The organism is Cellulomonas gelida, assembly GCF_006538725.1.
In the GTDB taxonomy this organism is placed as follows: domain Bacteria; phylum Actinomycetota; class Actinomycetes; order Actinomycetales; family Cellulomonadaceae; genus Cellulomonas; species Cellulomonas gelida.
This window is the reverse complement of sequence record NZ_BJLQ01000003.1, coordinates 206,333-223,666: the sequence shown is the minus strand read 5'-3', so window position 1 is coordinate 223,666 and position 17,334 is coordinate 206,333. Positions and strand designations below refer to the sequence as shown.

The window sequence follows — 17,334 nt, the reverse complement described above, 5'->3', positions numbered from 1 at the left end:
CGGCCCTCGGGTCAGGGCAGCTCTCGCCAGGAGGCACGCGCGAGGACGAAGCCGACGCCCTGGTCGTCGGTGCACGTCACGCCGTTGGTCGCGCTCGAGCAGGTGTAGGCGCCCGAGGTGACCTGAGAGCCGTACTCGAGGACGGGCACGTCGTCGCCCGCCACCGCGGGGGCCGGGCCGTTGACGCAGTCGAACGCGAACCCGTCGGCGTTGAGCACGAGCACGTGCCCGGTGTCGCCGTCGCACCCGGCGACGGCCGGGGGCCTGTAGGTGAAGCTCGCGATCGTGCAGGTCACGCCGCCCGGGGCGAGCGTGCACGCGATGTTTCCGCTCGGCAGCCGGAAGCTCACCGGCTCGGTCGAGGGCGCGGTCGGGCCCTGCACCTGGACGGTGGGCGACGCGGAGGGGCCGGCCTGGTCGTCGGTGCCGGAACCGCCCGCGAGGCGGCCGACGACGAGCACGAGCAGCACGACCACGAGGACGGCGTCGACGGCCATCCACGTCCGGATCGTCCGCTGCGTCGCCATCGCCTGTGCCTCCTGTGGTGTGCGCACGTGGCCCGCGCGCGTTCGTCGCAGCGCCGACGGCCCGCCGGTGCGGGACGTGCCGGGACAGCATCACACCACCGGCACGGGGCGTGCCAGTCGCGCTGGTCGGGGCGCTCGGCGCACCCCGACCAGCCGACGCGTCAGAGGATCGGGCCGGAGGTCCGCGTGCGCTTGAGCTCGTAGAAGCCCGGCACGCGCGTCATGAGCACGAGCCCGTCGAACAGGTCGAGCGCGGCCTGACCGGTCGGCGCGGGCGTCACCACGGGACCGAAGTAGCCGACGCCGTCGATCGCGACGACGGGCGTGCCCACCTCGTCGCCGACGAGCGCGATCGCCTCACCGTGCGACGCGCGCAGCAGGTCGTCGACGTCCGTGGTCCCGCCGACCGCGGCGAGCTCGGCGGGCAGCCCGACCTCCTCGAGCGACTCGGCGATGATCGCCGCGGTGTCGCTGCGACCGCCCGGGTGGCGGCGCGTGCCCATCGCGTCGTACAGCGGCTTGATCACGGTGTCGCCATGGTCGCGCGCGGCCGCGACGATCACGCGCACCGGCGCCCAGGACTCGTCCATGAGCCGCCGGTAGTTCTCGGGCAGGTCGCGGCCCTCGTTGAGCACCGAGAGGCTCATGACGTGCCAGCGCACCTCGACGTCGCGCTGGGCGGCGACCTCGTCGATCCAGCGGGACGTCATCCACGCCCAGGGGCAGGCGGGGTCGAACCAGAAGTCGACGACGGGCGTGACGCTCACAAGGTCTCCGTTCGCAGCAGCTCGATCGCGCGCAGACGCGGCGCGGCCGGCGATCGCCGGTCGTCAGCCACAATCGCGCACGTGCCGCGGGCATTCCCGCCGCCTCACCGGGCGAGACGCCGCGCCGGGTCCGCGCGTGCACGCGTGGGATGATCGGCGCACGGCCCGAACCGGGGCCGTGCGCAGCTTGCACCCCGAGCGAAGGAGCACCCGTGCCCGCCGAGAACCTCACGCGAGCCGAGGCGCGCGACCGCGCCGCGACCGTCACGACGCACACGTACGACGTGACGCTCGACCTGACGACCGGCCCGACGACGTTCTCGTCCCGGACGGTCCTGCGGTTCTCGGCCATCCCCGGCTCGAGCACGTTCGTCGACCTCATCGCGCCGACGGTCCACGAGATCACGCTCAACGGCAGCGCGCTGGACCCCGCGCAGGTGTTCACCGAGTCCCGCATCCAGCTCGACGGCCTCGCGGCCGAGAACGAGCTCGTCGTGGTCGCGGACTGCGCGTACATGAACACCGGCGAGGGCCTGCACCGGTTCGTCGACCCGGTCGACGACGAGGTGTACCTCTACTCGCAGTTCGAGGTCGCGGACTCGCGCCGCGTGTTCGCGGTGTTCGAGCAGCCCGACCTCAAGGCGGCCTTCACGTTCACGGTCACGGCCCCGGCGCACTGGGTCGTCGTGTCGAACTACCCGCAGGTCGGCGACCCCGTCCCGGTCCCCGACGGCGTGAACCGCAACGGCGGGCGCGACGAGGGCACGGCCACGTGGACCTTCGAGACCACGCCGCTCCTGTCGTCGTACGTGACCGCCGTGGTCGCCGGGCCGTACCACCACGAGCACGGCTCGCTCACGAGCTCCGACGGTCGCGAGATCCCGCTCGGCGTGTACTGCCGCGGGTCGCTCGCGCAGTACCTCGACACCGACGAGATCCTCGACGTCACGCGCCGCGGCTTCGCGTTCTACGAGGAGAAGTTCGCGGCGCCCTACCCGTTCGCGAAGTACGACCAGCTCTTCGTCCCCGAGTTCAACGCGGGTGCGATGGAGAACGCCGGCGCGGTCACGTTCCTCGAGGGCTACGTGTTCCGCTCCAAGGTCCCCGAGGCGACCGTCGAGCGCCGCGCGGTGACGATCCTGCACGAGCTCGCGCACATGTGGTTCGGCGACCTGGTGACCATGCGCTGGTGGGACGACCTGTGGCTCAACGAGTCGTTCGCGGAGTACGCCTCGACGCTCGCGACCGCGCAGGCCACGCGGTGGACGAACGCGTGGACCACGTTCTCCTCGCTCGAGAAGTCGTGGGCCTACCGGCAGGACCAGCTGCCGTCGACGCACCCGATCGTCGCCGACATGCGCGACCTCGAGGACGTCGAGGTCAACTTCGACGGCATCACCTACGCCAAGGGCGCGAGCGTGCTCAAGCAGCTCGTCGCGTGGGTGGGCCAGGACGAGTTCTTCGCGGGCGTCCAGGCGTACTTCGCCAAGCACGCGTGGGGGAACACCGAGCTGCGCGACCTGCTCACCGAGCTCGAGGCGACCTCGGGCCGCGACCTGTCGCCGTGGTCCGCACTGTGGCTCGAGAAGGCGGGCGTGACGCTGCTGCGCCCCTCGATCGAGGTCGACACGCACGGCATCGTCACGTCGTTCGCGATCCTCCAGGAGGTCCCCGCCGAGCACCCCGTCCAGCGGCCGCACCGCATCGCCGTGGGCGGGTACGACCTGGTGGACGGCCGGCTGGTCCGGACGCAGCGCGCCGAGCTCGACATCGACGGGCCGCGCACCGAGGTCCCCGCGTTCCTCGGCAACCAGCGCCCGCTGCTGGTCCTGGTGAACGACGACGACCTCGCCTACGCCAAGATCCGGCTCGACGAGCTGTCGCTGTCCGCGGCGATCGAGCACCTGTCCGACTTCGACGACTCGCTGCCCCGGACGATCATCTGGGCCGCGGCGTGGGACGCGACGCGCGACGGCGAGACGCCGGGCCGCGACTACGTCGACCTGATCCTGGGCAACCTCGCGCACGAGACCGACTCGACCGTCGTGCTCGTCCTGCTGCGCCAGCTGACGACGACGCTCGACCTCTACGTCGCGCCCGAGCACCGCGAGGCGACCGCGCTGGCCGCCGCCGACCGCCTGCTCGAGCTCGCCCGCGGCGCGGCCGCAGGCTCCGACCTGCAGCTCCAGCTCGTCAAGGGCTTCGCCGCGCGCGCCACGACCGCCGAGCACCTCGACGCGGTCGCCGACCTGCTCGACGGTCGGACCTCGTTCGAGGGCCTGACGATCGACACCGACCTCCGCTGGGAGCTGCTGACCGCGCTCGTGGCCGGCGGACGCGCCGACGAGACGCAGATCGCCGCGCAGCTCGCGGACGACCCCACGGCGACCGGCGAGCGCGCCGCCGCCACAGCCCGGGCCGCGATCCCCACCCCTGCCGCGAAGTCGGCGGCGTGGGCGGCAGCCGTCGAGAGCGACCTGCCCAACGCGATCCAGGTCGCCACGATCGCGGGCTTGACCCGCGTGCGCGACCGGGGGCTGCTGCTGCCGTTCGTCGGCCCCTACTTCGACGCGCTGACGACCGTGTGGGAGGACAAGACCAACGAGATCGCCCAGAACGTCGTCGTGGGCCTCTACCCCACGACGCTCGCGGACGACGAGCGGGCCGACGTGCTCGCGCACACCGACGCGTGGCTCGAGTCGCACGTCGACGCCCCGCCCGCGCTGCGCCGTCTCGTCATCGAGTCGCGCGACGGCGTGCGCCGCGCGCTCGCGGCGCAGGAGGCCGACCGCCGCCGCGCCTGACCGCAGGGTGACCCTGCCTGGCCGGGCCTGAAGCAGCACGCTCGGGCCCGGCCGGCCCGGCACAGCGGCAGGACCATCGTCGGGCGGGGGCCCGGCGACCCAGCCTCAGGAGTCGAGGACCGCCGCGAGGCTGCGCAGGCGCGCGTTGGCGAACAGGTCGTCGACGAGCACGACCTGCCCGACCGAGTCCGCGAGCGGCACCTTCCAGTTGGGGTACTCCTGGTCCGTCCCGGGCTGGTTCTGCGCGCGCCGCTCCCCGACCGCGTCGGCGAGCGCGACGCCGACGAGCACCGACGGGGTCGCCATCACGTAGCGGTGCAACGCCTCGACGACCTCCCGCTCGGACGGGTCGGGCCCGAGCAGGCCGCGCGAGCGCAGCGCGGCGAGCATCCGGTCACGCTCGGCCTCGGCCTGCGCGCGGACCACCGCCACGGGATCCGTGAGCAGACCCAGCCGCTCACGGATCGCGACGTGCTCGCCCGCGAGGTACCCCGCCGAGGGCGGCAGGTCGTGCGTCGTGACCGTGGCCAGGACGAGCCGGCGGTAGTGCTCGGCGGGCAGCGGCTGGCCGTCGGGACCGTTCTCGAACCAGAGCACGGACGTGCCGAGGATGCCCCGCTCGGACAGGTAGTCGCGCACCCACGGCTCGACCGTGCCCAGGTCCTCGCCGATCACGATCGCGCCGGCACGGCGCGCCTCGAGCGCGAGGATCCCGACGAGTGCCTCGTGGTCGTAGCGGACGTACGCTCCGTCGCCCGGCGCGGCGCCGGTGGGGATCCACCACAGCCGGAACAGGCCGATCACGTGGTCGATGCGGATCGCGCCCGCGTGGCGCAGCACGGTGCGGAGCATGTCGCGGTACGGCGCGTAGCCCGCGCGCGCGAGCTCGTCGGGCCGCCACGGCGGCTGGGACCAGTCCTGGCCCTGCTGGTTGTACATGTCCGGAGGCGCACCGACGGTCGCGCCGCGCGCGAGCACGTCGCCGAGCGACCAGACGTCCGCACCCGCGGGGTGCACGCCGACGGCGAGGTCGTGCATGATCCCGATGCTCATGCCGCCCTCGCGGGCCGCCCGCTGCGCCGCCGCGAGCTGCTCGTCGGCCACCCACTGCAGCCAGACGTGGAAGTCCACCCGGTCCGCGAGCGCCTCCGCCTCGGCTGCCACCGCCGGCGACGCCGGGTCCGCGAGCTCGGGCGGGATCGTCTCGCTGCCGTACTTCTCCGCGAGCGCGCACCACAGCGCGAACGTCCGCAGCCCGGGTCCCTGCTCCGCGACGAACGCGGCGAGCTGGGCCTCGCGCGGCTGCGACCGCGGGTGGGCGAAGATCACGTCGAGTGCGGTGCGCTTGGCGGTCCACGCCGCGTCGCGGTCGATCGGGCCGGCCTCGAGGTCGAGCGGGAGCACGGACTCGGCGGCCCACTCGACGAGCGCGCGGTCGGCAGCGGTGAGGTAAGCGGCCTCGGGGACCGCCTCGGGCCGCACGTAGATCGGGTTGACGAACCGTCGGGTGCTCGGCAGGTACGGCGAGGGCGTGAGCGGCGCGACCGGCTCGGCCGCGTGCAGCGGGTTGATGAGCAGGAAGTCGGCGCCGGTCTCGCGCGCCGCGAGCCAGCCGAGGTCCGCGAGGTCCGCGAGGTCGCCCACGCCCCACGAGCGCCGCGACCGCACCGAGTAGAGCTGCGCCATGTAGCCCCAGGCGCGTCCGTCGCGCAGCCCGGCGGGCAGCTCGAGCCGGTCGGGCGTCACGACGACGACGCCGCGCGCGGCCGCGCTCGGTCCGGTCGCGTGGATCGAGTGCCAGCCCAGCGGCAGGTCGCCGGGGATCACGAAGGTCGCGCGCCCGACCTGCCGGCCGTCGACCGTGCGGGGCTCGACGTACACGTCCGCCTGCCCCAGGTCGCGCCGACCGCCGCCCGCCTCGGCGTCCAGCTCGAGCCAGACGTGCACCGGGTCGCCGTGCGTGACGTGAACCGGCACGTGCTGCTCCCGCCCGGCGCGCACCACGGTCGTGGGCGGCACGACGCGCCGCCACGGCATGTCGTCGACGTGCGCGAGCGCGAGGTCGATCCGCTCGGGCGAGCTCGCGTCGACCCCCAGGGCCGCGAGGATCGCGCGCAGCGTCGCCGACGAGGCGCGCCGCAGGTCACCGTGGAACCCCCAGTGGTCGGGCACGACCCCGTGCGCGGCGGCGAGCCGCAGGAGCGCGTCGGAGGGTGCCGGGGAGTCGTCGACCACACGACGATCCTGCCAGAGCCGTCCGCGCGCGGCGCGGGCCCCGTGCCGGGACCGTGCGAGTCTCGCTCGGGCGGCCGTGCGGACGGTCGCGCACACCGTCGCTCGTCGTAACCTTGCGGACCATGACGCCTCCCGCGACGTACCCGGCCGCGCACCGCGACGACCACCGCGACGAGCTGCACGGCCGCACCGTGGCCGACCCCTACCGCTGGCTCGAGGACGCCGATGCCGTGGCGACCCAGGCCTGGTCCCGGGCGCAGGACGAGCTGTACGCGCAGTACCGCGCGACGCAGGTCGCGCAGGGTTCACCGTTCGCCACCGAGGCGCTGACCGCACGCCTGCAGCAGCTGCTCGGCGCCGGGTTCGTGGGCGCTCCGGCGTGGCGCGGCGAGCGACGGTTCTTCTCGCGGCGCGCGGGCGACCAGGAGCACGCGGTCGTGGTCGTCGTCGAGCCCGGTCCGGGCGCGACGGACGCGACCGGGGCGCCGGCCGCCGAGGTCGAGCGCGTGCTCGTCGACCCGATGGCCCTCGACCCGGCCGGCACGACCACGCTCGACGCGTGGCAGCCGTCCAAGGAGGGCTCGCTGCTGGCGTTCCAGACGTCCACGGGCGGCACCGAGGAGTCGGTGCTGCGCGTGCTGGACGTCGCCACGGGGGAGGTCGTGGACGGGCCGATCGACCGCGCGCGCTACTCCCCCGTCGCGTGGCTGCCCGGCGGCGAGGCGTTCTTCTACGTGCGCCGGCTCGCACCCGAGCTGCTGCCGGACGACGAGCGCCAGTACCACCGCCGCGTGTGGCTGCACCGCGTGGGCACACCCGCCGAGCAGGACGTCGAGGTGTTCGGCGACGGCCTGGACCTGACGAACTACTACGGCGTGTCCGTCTCGCGCGACGGGCGCTGGCTCGTCGTGTCCGCGTCGGCCGGGACCGCGCCACGCAACGACGTGTGGATCGCGGACCTGCACGCCTCGCCCGCGCACGCCCCGGTCTTCGTCGACGTCGCGGTCGGGCTCGACGCGCGCAGCGGCGCGTGGGTCGGCCGGGACGGCCGCCTGTACGTGCACACCGACCTCGACGCCCCGCGCGGCCGCGTCGTCGTCACGGACCCGACGGAGCCCGGCGTGACGCACTGGCGCACGCTCGTCGCACAGGACGAGACCGCGGTGCTCGAGGACGTCGCGTTCACCGACGGCGGGGGCGACGACACCACGCCCCGGCTGCTCCTGGCGTCCTGGCGGCGTCACGCGGTCTCCGAGATCACCGTGCACGACCCCGCGACGGGCGAGCGCCTGCCCGACGACGCCGGCCGTGTCGCACTGCCGGGGCTCGGGTCCGTCTCGGGCCTGATGACCCGTCCCGAGGGCGGACCCGACGTGTGGTTCTCCTACACCGACCACACCACCGTCCCCCGCGTGCACCGGTTCGACGCCACGACGCGCGAGGTGACGCTGTGGGCCGCGGCGCCCGGCGTCGTCGCGGACGTGCCGGACGTGCGCGTGCGCCAGGTCGCCGTGTCCTCGCCCGACGGGACGGTCGTGCGCGCGTTCGTCGTGGCGCGCGCGGACCTCGTGGACGACGACGGACGCCCGACGGGCCCGCGCCCGACGATCCTGTACGGCTACGGCGGCTTCCAGATCTCGCTCGACCCGGCGTACTCGGCGAGCACGCTCGCGTGGGTCGAGGCGGGCGGCGTGTACGTCGTGGCGAACCTGCGCGGCGGCGGCGAGGAGGGCGAGGACTGGCACCGCGCGGGGATGCGCGAGCACAAGCAGAACGTGTTCGACGACTTCCACGCCGTGGCGCAGGCGCTCGTCGCCGAGGGCTGGACCACGCCCGCGCAGCTCGCGTGCTGGGGCGGGTCCAACGGCGGCCTCCTGGTGGGCGCCGCCCTCACGCAGCGGCCGGACCTGTTCGCGGCGGTCGTGTGCTCGGCGCCCCTGCTCGACATGGTCCGCTACCAGCGGTTCGGCCTGGGCGTGACGTGGACCGAGGAGTACGGCGACGCCGACGACCCGACCGAGCTCGGCTGGCTGCTCGGCTACTCGCCCTACCACCACGTGACCGACGGCACCGCGTACCCCGCGACCCTGTTCACGGTCTTCGAGGGCGACACGCGCGTCGACCCGCTGCACGCGCGCAAGCTCGCGGCCGCGCTGCAGCACGCGACGTCCGCGCCGTGGCAGGACGCCCCCGTGCTGGTGCGGCGCGAGACCGGGGTCGGGCACGGCGGTCGCGCGCTGTCGCGCACGATCGGGCTCAGCGTCGAACAGCTCCAGTTCGTCGGGCGTCAGACCGGTCTGGTCGACGCGGCCGCCCTCGTCGGGCCGTCCGTGCTCGGCGGCGACGCGGTGCTCGTCGGGCAGGAGGCACGATGAGCGCCCTGTGGGCGGGCGTCGTCGGCGAGCCCGCGCCGTCCCCCAGCGGGACCACCGACCCCGTCGCCCCTCCGGCTGAGCTCTCGCCGGCCGCGTGGTGGGACTGGCTCACGGGCGTGCCGCTCACGATCCTCGTGATCGTCGTGGTCAGCTCGCTCGTGCTGATGCTGCTGCGCGCAGCGATCCGGCGGGTGACCGAGCACATCGCGGAGGGCACCCCGGTGACCGAGCGCGGGGTGCTCAAGCCGCTCGGCGGGTCCGGCGTCGGCCAGACGCTGCTCAAGGTCGACCCGCTCGCGACGGCCCGTCGCGCGCAGCGCGCCCGGACGCTCGGCTCGGTCCTGCGCTCGTCCGCCGCGGTCCTCGTCGGCGCGATCGCCGTCTTCCTGATCCTCGACACGCTCGGCGTGAACATCGCGCCGTTCGTCGCCTCGGCAGGCATCGTCGGGCTCGCGCTCGGCTTCGGGGCGCAGAGCCTCGTCAAGGACTTCCTCACCGGCATGTTCATGCTGCTCGAGGACCAGTACGGCGTCGGGGACGTGGTGGACGTGGGCCCGGCCACCGGCACGGTCGAGGCCGTCACGCTGCGGATCACCAAGGTCCGCGACGGCGACGGCACGCTCTGGTACGTCCCGAACGGGACGATGGTGCGCGTCGGGAACAAGACGCAGGGCTGGTCGACCGCGGTCGTCGAGATCGACGTGGACTACTTCGCCGACCTGGACCAGGTGCAGCAGCTGCTCGAGCAGGCCGCGGCGCAGGTCGCGGCCGACCCTCAGGTCGGACCGGCCGTGCAGGGCGCGCCGACCATCACGGGCATCGAGCGGCTCACCGCCGAGGCGATCACGCTGCGCATGCGGCTGCGCACGACCCCGGCCCGCCAGTGGGAGGTCGCGCGGGCGCTGCGCGCCGCGGCGCGCCGGGTGCTCGAGGAAGCCGACGTCCCGCTCGCGGGTCAGCGCGACGCGCTCGCGACGCACCGCGCGTCACGTGCCACCCCGGACCCGTCCGTGGACGACGCCGGGCGCGACCCGCAGGACCCGTCGACCGAGGACGGACCGCGCGATCCGCAGGAGCGGTCCGCCGACGACGCACCGCGCGACCCGCACGACACCCCGCTCGACGACGCGCTGCGCACGCCGCGCCAGGACCCGCCGGCGAGCTGAGGTCTCGCCGGTCCAGCCGACGGGGGTCAGTTCCAGGTGACGGGGGTCAGCTCCAGGTGAGGAGCGGGTCTCCCGCGCTCACGCGGTCGCCCGCGGCGGCGTCGAGACGGATCGCCGCCGGGTCGGCCTGCAGCGCGACGACGGGGCAGATCGTCGACATGCCGGACGCGGCGACGTCGACCGGCGAGAACGTGAGGAGCCTCTGCCCGGCCGTGACGGTCTCGCCGCGCTGCACGAGCAGCTCGAATCCGAGGCCCGCGAGGCTCACCGTGTCGATGCCCAGGTGCACGAGCACCGAGCGCTCGGCGTCGACCTCGAGCGCGAACGCGTGCGGGTGCAGCGCACCGATCACGCCGTCGCACGGCGCGACCACGTCGAGCCGTGCGACGTGGTCGGGCAGGATCGCGATGCCCGGCCCGACGATCTGCTCGGCGAACACCGGGTCGGGGACCTGACCGATCGCGTGCACGACCCCGGGCACGGGCGCGAGGATGCGCAGCTCGCTCATCGACGTGGGTGGGCGGGCCGGTGCCCGGTCAGCGCAGCGAGTCGAGCTCGGCAGCGAGGTTGTCGGCCTCCGGGCCGACGATCACCTGCACGATGCGACCCGAGCGCACGACGCCGAACGCGCCGGAGGCCTTGAGCGCCTGCTCGTCGACGAGCTGGGCGTCGCTGACCTCGACCCGCAGGCGCGTGATGCACGGCTCGAGGTCGACGACGTTCCCGTCGCCGCCCAGCGCCGCGAGGATCTGCTCTGCCTTGCTCAATGCGACTCCCGCTCTGCTCCGCTCCGGGCGCGTGCGCCTGGAGCTGCCCTGCGCGACCTGGCCGTCGCAGCACCACCAGCCTAACGCTCAGCCCGCCCGCCGCCCCCCGCGTGTCCGGGTGGCGGCGGTGGTCGGCGGCGGGCCACACTGCGAGCACCACGACACGGAGGTCGCAGCACGTGAGTACCACCCCGTCCCCCACGGTGCTCCAGGGCCTGGGGGTCAGCCCCGGCCGGGTCGTCGCGCCCGCCGTGCTGATGCCCCCGCCGGTCACCGAGCCGCCGTCCGGACGGCGGCTCCCGCCGAGCGACGACCACCGCGCCGCCGCGGACCGCATCGCGCTCGCCTCCGAGCGCGTACGCGCCGCGCTGGACGCGGCCGCCGACGGAGCCGAGGGCGACGCGGCCGACGTGCTGCACGCGACCGCCGCGATCGCCGCGGACCCGACGCTCGTCGCCGACGCCGTGCAGCGCGTCATGCAGGACCACCTCGTGCCCGAGCGCGCGGTGTGGGAGGCCGCCGAGGAGGTCGCGGCGCAGTTCGAGGCGCTCGGCGGGCTGTTCGCCGAGCGCACGCGCGACATCCACGACGTGCGCGACAGGCTCGTCGCCGACCTCACAGGTCGCCCCGCGCCCGGGATCCCGCAGCGCGACGAGCCGTTCGTCCTCGTCGCGGTCGACCTCGCCCCCGCCCTGGTGGCGACGCTCGACACGGCCCGGGTGCTCGCGATCGCCACGTCCGCGGGCGGCCCGACCGCGCACACGGCGATCCTCGCGCGGGCCCGGGGCATCCCGGCCGTCGTCGCCGCACGCGGTCTGGACGCCCAGGTCACCGACGGCGACCTGCTCGTCGTGGACGGCGGCGCGGGCACCGTCACGCTGCACCCCGACGACGACCAGGTCGCACGGGCCAAGGCCCTCGCGGCGGTGGCACGCACGTTCGACGGCGACGGTCGGACGGCCGACGGGCGCCGCGTCGAGTTGCTCGCCAACGTGGGCGCACCCGCGGACGCCGCCGACGCCGCGGCCGCCGGCGCGCAGGGCGTGGGCCTGTTCCGCACGGAGTTCGAGTTCCTGGACCGGGACGAGGCGCCGAGCATCGACGAGCAGGTGGCCGCCTACCGCCAGGTGTTCGCCGCGTTCGCGGGCCGCAAGGTCGTGATCCGGACGCTCGACGCGGGCGCCGACAAGCCCTTGCCGTTCCTCACGGCCGACGACGAGGCGAACCCGGCACTCGGCGTCCGCGGCCTGCGCACGGCCGCGACGCACCCGGAGGTGCTCGAGGACCAGCTCACGGCCATCGCCCGCGCGGCGGCGGCCGAGACCGCCGACGTGTGGGTCATGGCGCCCATGGTCGCGACCGTCGCGGAGACCGAGGACTTCGTGGCCCGCTGCGCGCAGCACGGCCTGACCACCGCGGGCGTCATGGTCGAGGTGCCGAGCGCCGCGCTGGTCGCCGACCGGATCCTGGCGCACGCGGCGTTCGCGAGCATCGGCACCAACGACCTCACGCAGTACGCCATGGCCGCCGACCGCCTGCTCGGCGCCGTCGCGCACCTGTCCGACGCGTGGCACCCCGCGGTGCTGCGCCTGGTCGCCGAGACGTGCCGCGGCGGCGCGGCGCAGGGCCGGCCCGTGGGCGTGTGCGGCGAGGCCGCGGCCGTGCCGGCGCTCGCGGTCGTGCTCGTCGGGCTCGGGGTCTCGTCGCTGTCCATGACGCCGCGCGCGATCGCGGACGTCGCGGCGGTCCTGCAGACGACGACGTACGACGAGTGCGTGCGCCTCGCGACGCTCGCGCTCGCGGCCGAGTCCGCGGCCGACGCGCGCGAGACGGTGCGCGCGGCGCTCCCGGTGCTCGCCGAGCTCGGCCTGTAGCGCGCCGCTGGGTGCGACCTCACACGCGGGGGCCGTCCGACGGCGGCCGCCTGCGTGTGAGGATGGCTCGGTGAGACCGGACTCCTTCTACGCGGCCGTGGGCGGCCACGAGACGTTCGTCGCACTCGTCGCGAAGTTCTACGAGGGTGTGGCCACCGACCCCCTGCTCAAGCCCATGTACCCCGAGGAGGACCTGGGCCCCGCCCAGGACCGTCTGACGGCGTTCCTCGAGCAGTACTGGGGCGGCCCGACGACCTACTCGCAGGAGCGGGGCCACCCGCGCCTGCGGATGCGGCACGCGCCGTACAAGGTCAACCCGGCCGCGCGCGACCGGTGGCTCGCGCACATGCGCACCGCGGTCGACTCGCTCGACCTGGCGCCGCTGCACCGCGCCGAGCTGTGGGACTACCTCGAGCGCGCGGCCCACTCGATGATCAACACGTTCGATGAGTGAGGCTCGTGAGAGTGTGCGGGGCATGACGACGCCCGACCCCACGACCGTGGTCCTCGACGCCCTGCGCCTGCAGCCGGACGCGACCGACCCGGACCGGTTCACGGGGACGAGCCTGCCGCAGCCGCACGGCCGTGTGTTCGGCGGCCAGGTGCTGGCGCAGACGCTGCTCGCGGCCGGCGCGACCGTCGAGGGCGACCGTCTGCCGCACTCGCTGCACGGCTACTTCCTGCGCGCGGGCGTGATCGAGGAGCCGATCACGTTCGCCGTCGAGCGGTTGCGCGACGGTCGCTCGTTCTCGGCCCGCCGCACGCACGCGCTGCAGCGCGGGGAGCCGATCCTGTCGATGACCGCGTCGTTCCAGGTCGAGCAGGACGGCATCGAGTACGCCGAGGAGATGCCTCACGACGTCCCGGCCCCCGAGGACGTGCGCTCGGTGTTCGACGTGCTCGGCCCGATCGACCACCCGGTCGCTCGCTTCTGGTCGCAGGAGTCGGCGTTCGACGTGCGGCACGTCGAGGGTGCGCTCTACCTGGGTCCGGCCCCCGAGCGCACGGGCCGGCAGATGGTGTGGATCCGCGCGCGCTCGCCCCTGCCCGACGACCAGCTGCTGCACCGCGCGTTGCTCGCCTACGCGTGCGACCAGGTGATGCTCGAGCCCGTGCTGCGCCGTGCGGGCCGCTCGTGGGTCACCCCCGGGATGGCGATCGCGAGCCTCGACCACGCGATCTGGTGGCACCGCGACGTCCGCGTCGACGACTGGCTGCTGTACGTGCAGTCGACCCCCGGCGCGCAGGGTGGTCGGGGGCTGGGTGCGGCGCGCGTGTTCACGCGGGACGGCATCCTCGTCGCGTCGATCGCCCAGGAGGGCATGATCCGGGTCCCCTGAGGCTGCGTCGCAGGGCCGCGGAACCCGCCCCCACCTGCGACGTTCCTCACCTTCCGGACGTAGCGCGCGTTCGACGCGCGCACCGGCCCGCGGTGCCGCATGCTGCGGTCCATGCCGTCGCTCCGTCCGTCGTTGACCCGTGCCCTCCTGATCCTCGTGGCGATCGTCGCCTGGCTCCTGATCGGCTCCCTCGGTGGCGCCGCCCAGGGCAAGCTGTCGCAGGTCCAGACGAACGACGCCGCCGCGTTCCTGCCGTCGTCGGCCGAGTCGACGCTCGCCGCCGAGGCGAGCCGGGAGTTCGTCGAGTCCCCCGCGTTGCCCGCGCTCGTCGTCCTGACCCCGCAGGACGGTGGCCCGGTCTCCGACGAGCAGGTCGCGGCGGTGACCGAGGTCGCGCAGTCGTTCCCCGACCACGCCGTGCCCGGCACCGACGAGACGTGGGCGGACTACCTGACCGCCGAGCCCGTGGTCACGCCCTCGCAGGACGGCGAGGCCCTGCTCGTCATCTACTCGCTCGACGCGGACCGCGCCGAGGACCTCATCGGCGACGAGGAGTCCGTCACCAACGCGTTCGTCACCGACCTGCGCGCGACGCTGCTGGACGAGCTCGGCGCGAGCGCCGACTCCGCCGGCGAGCTCGGCCTCAACGCCTGGGTCACGGGCCCCGCGGGCTTCGTCGCCGACCTGGTGACCGCGTTCGGCGGCATCGACGGCGTCCTGCTGATCGTCGCGCTCGTCGCGGTCCTGCTCATCCTCGTCGTGGTCTACCGCTCTCCCCTGCTGCCGCTCGTCGTGATCCTCACCGCCGTCTTCGGCCTGTGCCTGGCGGGGCTCGTCGTGTACACCCTCGCGGACGCGGGCACGATCGTGCTCAACGGGCAGGCGCAAGGCATCCTGTCGATCCTGGTCGTGGGCGCGAGCGTCGACTACGCGCTGCTGCTGGTGGCTCGCTACCGCGAGGAGCTGCGGCACGCCGAGCACCCTGCGGAGGCGATGCGGCGTGCGTGGCGCGCGTGCCTCGAGCCGATCGCGGCGTCCGCCGGCACCGTCATCGCCGGTGTGCTGTGCCTCCTGCTCTCGGACCTCGGCTCGAACCGGAGCCTCGGACCGGTCGCGGCGATCGGCATCGCGTCCGCACTGCTCGCCGCCCTGACGCTGCTCCCCGCGATCCTGCTGGTCGCGGGTCGGCGCTCGCGCGGCTTCTTCTGGCCGCGCGTCCCGCGCCCGGCCGCCGCCGACGCCCCCGCCGCGCCGGACGTCACCACGCAGGGCGCGGGCGGGCTGTGGGGGCGACTGGCCCGGTGGGTCGCGCACCGCGCGCGGCGGGTGTGGGTGGTGACCGCGGTCGTGCTGCTCGGGTTCGCGGCGTTCCTGCCGACGTTCGACGCGTCCGGCACGAGCGACTCCGACGTCTTCCGCACCGAGGTCGACGCGGTGACCGGCGAGCAGGTGCTCGCCGAGCACTTCCCCGCGGGTGCGGTCCAGCCGATCACGGTCATCGTGCCGGAGGCGGACGCGACCGCGGTGAGCGAGGCGGTCGCCGCGGTCGAGGGCGTCGAGGCCGTCGCGCCGTACACCGGCGCCCCCGCGGGTGCGCCCGGCAGCGGCGACGCGCCGCCGCTCGTCGTCGACGGCGACATCCGGCTCGACGTGACCACGACCGCCCCGTCCGACACCGTCGAGGCGCAGGACACCGTGCGCGACGTGCGCACCGTGGCGCACGCGACGTCGCCCGACGCGCTCGTGGGTGGCGCAGCGGCCGAGAAGGTCGACACGATCGACGCCGCGCAGCGCGACCTGCAGGTGATCGTGCCGATCGTGCTCGTCGTGATCGTCCTGATCCTCATGCTGCTGCTGCGCTCGGTCGTGGCCGCGCTGCTGCTGCTCGTCGCGAACGTGCTCTCGTTCGCCGCGACGCTCGGGCTCGGCGCGATCCTGTTCGAGCACGTCTTCGACTTCCCGGGCGCCGACCCGACCGTCCCGCTGTTCGCGTTCGTGTTCCTCGTCGCGCTCGGGGTGGACTACTCGATCTTCCTCATGACGCGTGTGCGAGAGGAGTCGGTGCGCGACGGCACGCACGTGGGCGTCGTGCGCGGGCTCGCGGTGACGGGCGGCGTCATCACGTCCGCCGGCGTGGTCCTCGCGACGACGTTCGCGGCGCTCGCCGTCATCCCGCTGCTGTTCCTGGTGCAGCTGGCCTTCCTCGTCGCGTTCGGCGTGCTGCTCGACACCTTCGTCGTGCGCTCGCTGCTCGTCCCGGCCCTCGTGCACGACCTGGGCGACCGCGCCTGGTGGCCGGCCCGGATCGGGGCGCGCCGCACGGGCACGCGCGTCGCGGCTCCCGCTGTCGAGGTCCCCGCTGTCGAGGTCCCCGCTGTCGAGGCGCCTGCCGTCGAGCGTCCGACGGGCGGGCGCCCGGACGCCGGGTGAGACTGCGCGGATGGTGCGACTACGCCGCGTCCGGATCGACGCGCCCGGCTGGACGCGACGCCGTGCCGGGTCGGGGTTCGTCTACCTCGACCTGGACCGCGTCCGGATCACCGACGACGAGCACCTGACGCGGATCGTCTCGCTCGCGATCCCGCCCGCGTGGCAGGACGTCTGGATCTGCCCGTTGCCGCACGGGCACATCCAGGCGGCGGGCCTCGACGACGCTCGTCGGCGGCAGTACCTGTACCACGCGCAGTGGCGCGCCCGCCGCGACCGCCTCAAGCACGACCACGTGCTCGAGGTCGCGGCGCGGCTGCCCGCTGCGCGCCGCCGCGTGCGCCGCGACCTGCAGCTGGACGGCTTCCCGAGGGACAAGGCGCTCGCGCTCGCGTTCCGGTTGCTCGACCTCGCCTACCTGCGCGTGGGCGGCGAGGGGTACGCCGCGCGGCACGGGTCGTACGGGCTCGCGACGCTGCGCAAGGACCACGTGCGAGTCCTGCCTCCGGTGACGCAGGACGACCCGGGACGTGTGCACCTGCACTTCCCCGCCAAGTCGGGTCAGGTCCGCGACACGGTCGTCGAGGACGACGACGTCGCGCGCCTGGTCCGCACGCTCGTGCGCCGCCGCGACGACAGCGACGAGCTGCTCGCGTGGCGCGACGACGCCGGCTGGCACGACGTGACCAGCGCCGACGTCTCGGCGTACGTCAAGGCGCGGCTCGGCGAGGACGCGACGCCCAAGGACTTCCGCACGTGGCACGCGACCGTCCTGGCCGCGCGTGGCCTCGCCGCGGCCGGTGCCGCCCCGTCGTCGGACCGTGCGCGCCGCCGCGTCGTGACGCGCGTGGTGCAGGACGTCGCCGACGAGCTCGGCAACACCCCCGCCGTGTGCCGCGCGTCGTACATCGACCCGCGCGTGGTCGACCTGTGGGAGCGCGGCACGACGATCCGGCCGACCCGCTCGCAGGCGGTGGCCGAGCGCGAGACGCTCGCTCTGCTGACCTGAGGCGCGCTCCGGGTGCGCGCGCGGGTCCGCGACCGCAGACTGC

The 17,334-nt window shown here is 74.6% G+C and carries 12 protein-coding genes and 1 pseudogene; 8 read left to right on the top strand and 5 right to left on the bottom strand.

Going from position 1 to position 17,334, the window contains the following annotated elements:
- Positions 1-11: 11 nt before the first annotated feature.
- Together CGE01nite_RS02445 and CGE01nite_RS02440 are read right to left on the bottom strand one after the other, a co-directional pair.
- Complete coding sequence (locus tag CGE01nite_RS02445) at positions 12-527, bottom strand: hypothetical protein (protein WP_048341608.1); 516 nt, start codon at positions 525-527, stop codon at positions 12-14.
- 161 nt (positions 528-688) lie between these two features.
- Entirely contained in the window at positions 689-1,294 is a 606-nt protein-coding gene (locus CGE01nite_RS02440) for a mycothiol-dependent nitroreductase Rv2466c family protein (RefSeq protein ID WP_048341607.1), read from the bottom strand.
- 212 nt (positions 1,295-1,506) lie between these two features.
- Between CGE01nite_RS02440 and pepN the strand changes: the two genes are divergently transcribed.
- Positions 1,507-4,098, top strand: coding sequence for an aminopeptidase N (gene pepN / locus CGE01nite_RS02435; protein WP_048341606.1), 2,592 nt, complete (start codon positions 1,507-1,509; stop codon positions 4,096-4,098).
- Between the two features lie 105 nt (positions 4,099-4,203).
- Here the strand turns inward: pepN and malQ are convergent, their stop codons facing one another.
- The gene (gene malQ / locus CGE01nite_RS02430) at positions 4,204-6,333 is read right to left on the bottom strand and encodes a 4-alpha-glucanotransferase (RefSeq protein ID WP_141368748.1); all 2,130 of its coding nucleotides are present in this window, start codon (positions 6,331-6,333) and stop codon (positions 4,204-4,206) included.
- 122 nt (positions 6,334-6,455) lie between these two features.
- Between malQ and CGE01nite_RS02425 the strand changes: the two genes are divergently transcribed.
- Both CGE01nite_RS02425 and CGE01nite_RS02420 read left to right on the top strand, forming a co-directional pair.
- Complete coding sequence (locus CGE01nite_RS02425; protein ID WP_141368746.1) at positions 6,456-8,708, top strand: prolyl oligopeptidase family serine peptidase; 2,253 nt, start codon at positions 6,456-6,458, stop codon at positions 8,706-8,708.
- On the top strand, positions 8,705-9,874 hold the full coding sequence (locus tag CGE01nite_RS02420) for a mechanosensitive ion channel family protein (protein WP_141368744.1): 1,170 nt from the start codon (positions 8,705-8,707) through the stop codon (positions 9,872-9,874). The genes CGE01nite_RS02425 and CGE01nite_RS02420 overlap by 4 nt, the downstream gene beginning before the upstream one ends.
- A 46-nt stretch (positions 9,875-9,920) precedes the next feature.
- Here CGE01nite_RS02420 and CGE01nite_RS02415 read toward each other — a convergent pair whose 3' ends face one another.
- Both CGE01nite_RS02415 and CGE01nite_RS02410 read right to left on the bottom strand, forming a co-directional pair.
- Positions 9,921-10,382 carry a PTS sugar transporter subunit IIA gene (locus tag CGE01nite_RS02415; RefSeq protein WP_048341602.1) on the bottom strand — a complete coding sequence of 154 codons (462 nt, stop codon included), beginning with the start codon at positions 10,380-10,382 and terminating at the stop codon, positions 9,921-9,923.
- Between the two features lie 28 nt (positions 10,383-10,410).
- Positions 10,411-10,647, bottom strand: a pseudogene (locus tag CGE01nite_RS02410) (PTS sugar transporter subunit IIB); the annotation flags it as partial.
- A gap of 173 nt (positions 10,648-10,820) precedes the next feature.
- Here CGE01nite_RS02410 and ptsP point away from each other — a divergent pair.
- The 5 genes from ptsP (at position 10,821) to CGE01nite_RS02385 (ending at position 17,291) form a co-directional block, all read left to right on the top strand.
- Complete coding sequence (ptsP, locus tag CGE01nite_RS02405) at positions 10,821-12,515, top strand: phosphoenolpyruvate--protein phosphotransferase (RefSeq protein WP_141368742.1); 1,695 nt, start codon at positions 10,821-10,823, stop codon at positions 12,513-12,515.
- Positions 12,516-12,585: 70 nt separating this feature from the next.
- On the top strand, positions 12,586-12,969 hold the full coding sequence (locus CGE01nite_RS02400) for a globin (RefSeq protein WP_141368740.1): 384 nt from the start codon (positions 12,586-12,588) through the stop codon (positions 12,967-12,969).
- Between the two features lie 22 nt (positions 12,970-12,991).
- Positions 12,992-13,855, top strand: coding sequence for an acyl-CoA thioesterase (locus tag CGE01nite_RS02395; protein WP_141368738.1), 864 nt, complete (start codon positions 12,992-12,994; stop codon positions 13,853-13,855).
- 111 nt (positions 13,856-13,966) lie between these two features.
- Complete coding sequence (locus tag CGE01nite_RS02390; protein ID WP_229747449.1) at positions 13,967-16,285, top strand: MMPL family transporter; 2,319 nt, start codon at positions 13,967-13,969, stop codon at positions 16,283-16,285.
- 10 nt (positions 16,286-16,295) lie between these two features.
- On the top strand, positions 16,296-17,291 hold the full coding sequence (locus CGE01nite_RS02385) for a DNA topoisomerase IB (protein WP_048341688.1): 996 nt from the start codon (positions 16,296-16,298) through the stop codon (positions 17,289-17,291).
- The last annotated feature ends 43 nt before the right edge of the window (positions 17,292-17,334 follow it).

What these genes read in the sequence shown, in the direction of transcription:
- CGE01nite_RS02445 (WP_048341608.1), bottom strand. Translation starts at nt 527, where the DNA reads ATGGCGACGCAGCGGACGATCCGGACGTGGATGGCCGTCGACGCCGTC.
- CGE01nite_RS02425 (WP_141368746.1), top strand. Translation starts at nt 6,456, where the DNA reads ATGACGCCTCCCGCGACGTACCCGGCCGCGCACCGCGACGACCACCGC.
- CGE01nite_RS02420 (WP_141368744.1), top strand. Translation starts at nt 8,705, where the DNA reads ATGAGCGCCCTGTGGGCGGGCGTCGTCGGCGAGCCCGCGCCGTCCCCC.
- CGE01nite_RS02415 (WP_048341602.1), bottom strand. Translation starts at nt 10,382, where the DNA reads ATGAGCGAGCTGCGCATCCTCGCGCCCGTGCCCGGGGTCGTGCACGCG.
- CGE01nite_RS02395 (WP_141368738.1), top strand. Translation starts at nt 12,992, where the DNA reads ATGACGACGCCCGACCCCACGACCGTGGTCCTCGACGCCCTGCGCCTG.
- CGE01nite_RS02390 (WP_229747449.1), top strand. Translation starts at nt 13,967, where the DNA reads ATGCCGTCGCTCCGTCCGTCGTTGACCCGTGCCCTCCTGATCCTCGTG.
- CGE01nite_RS02385 (WP_048341688.1), top strand. Translation starts at nt 16,296, where the DNA reads ATGGTGCGACTACGCCGCGTCCGGATCGACGCGCCCGGCTGGACGCGA.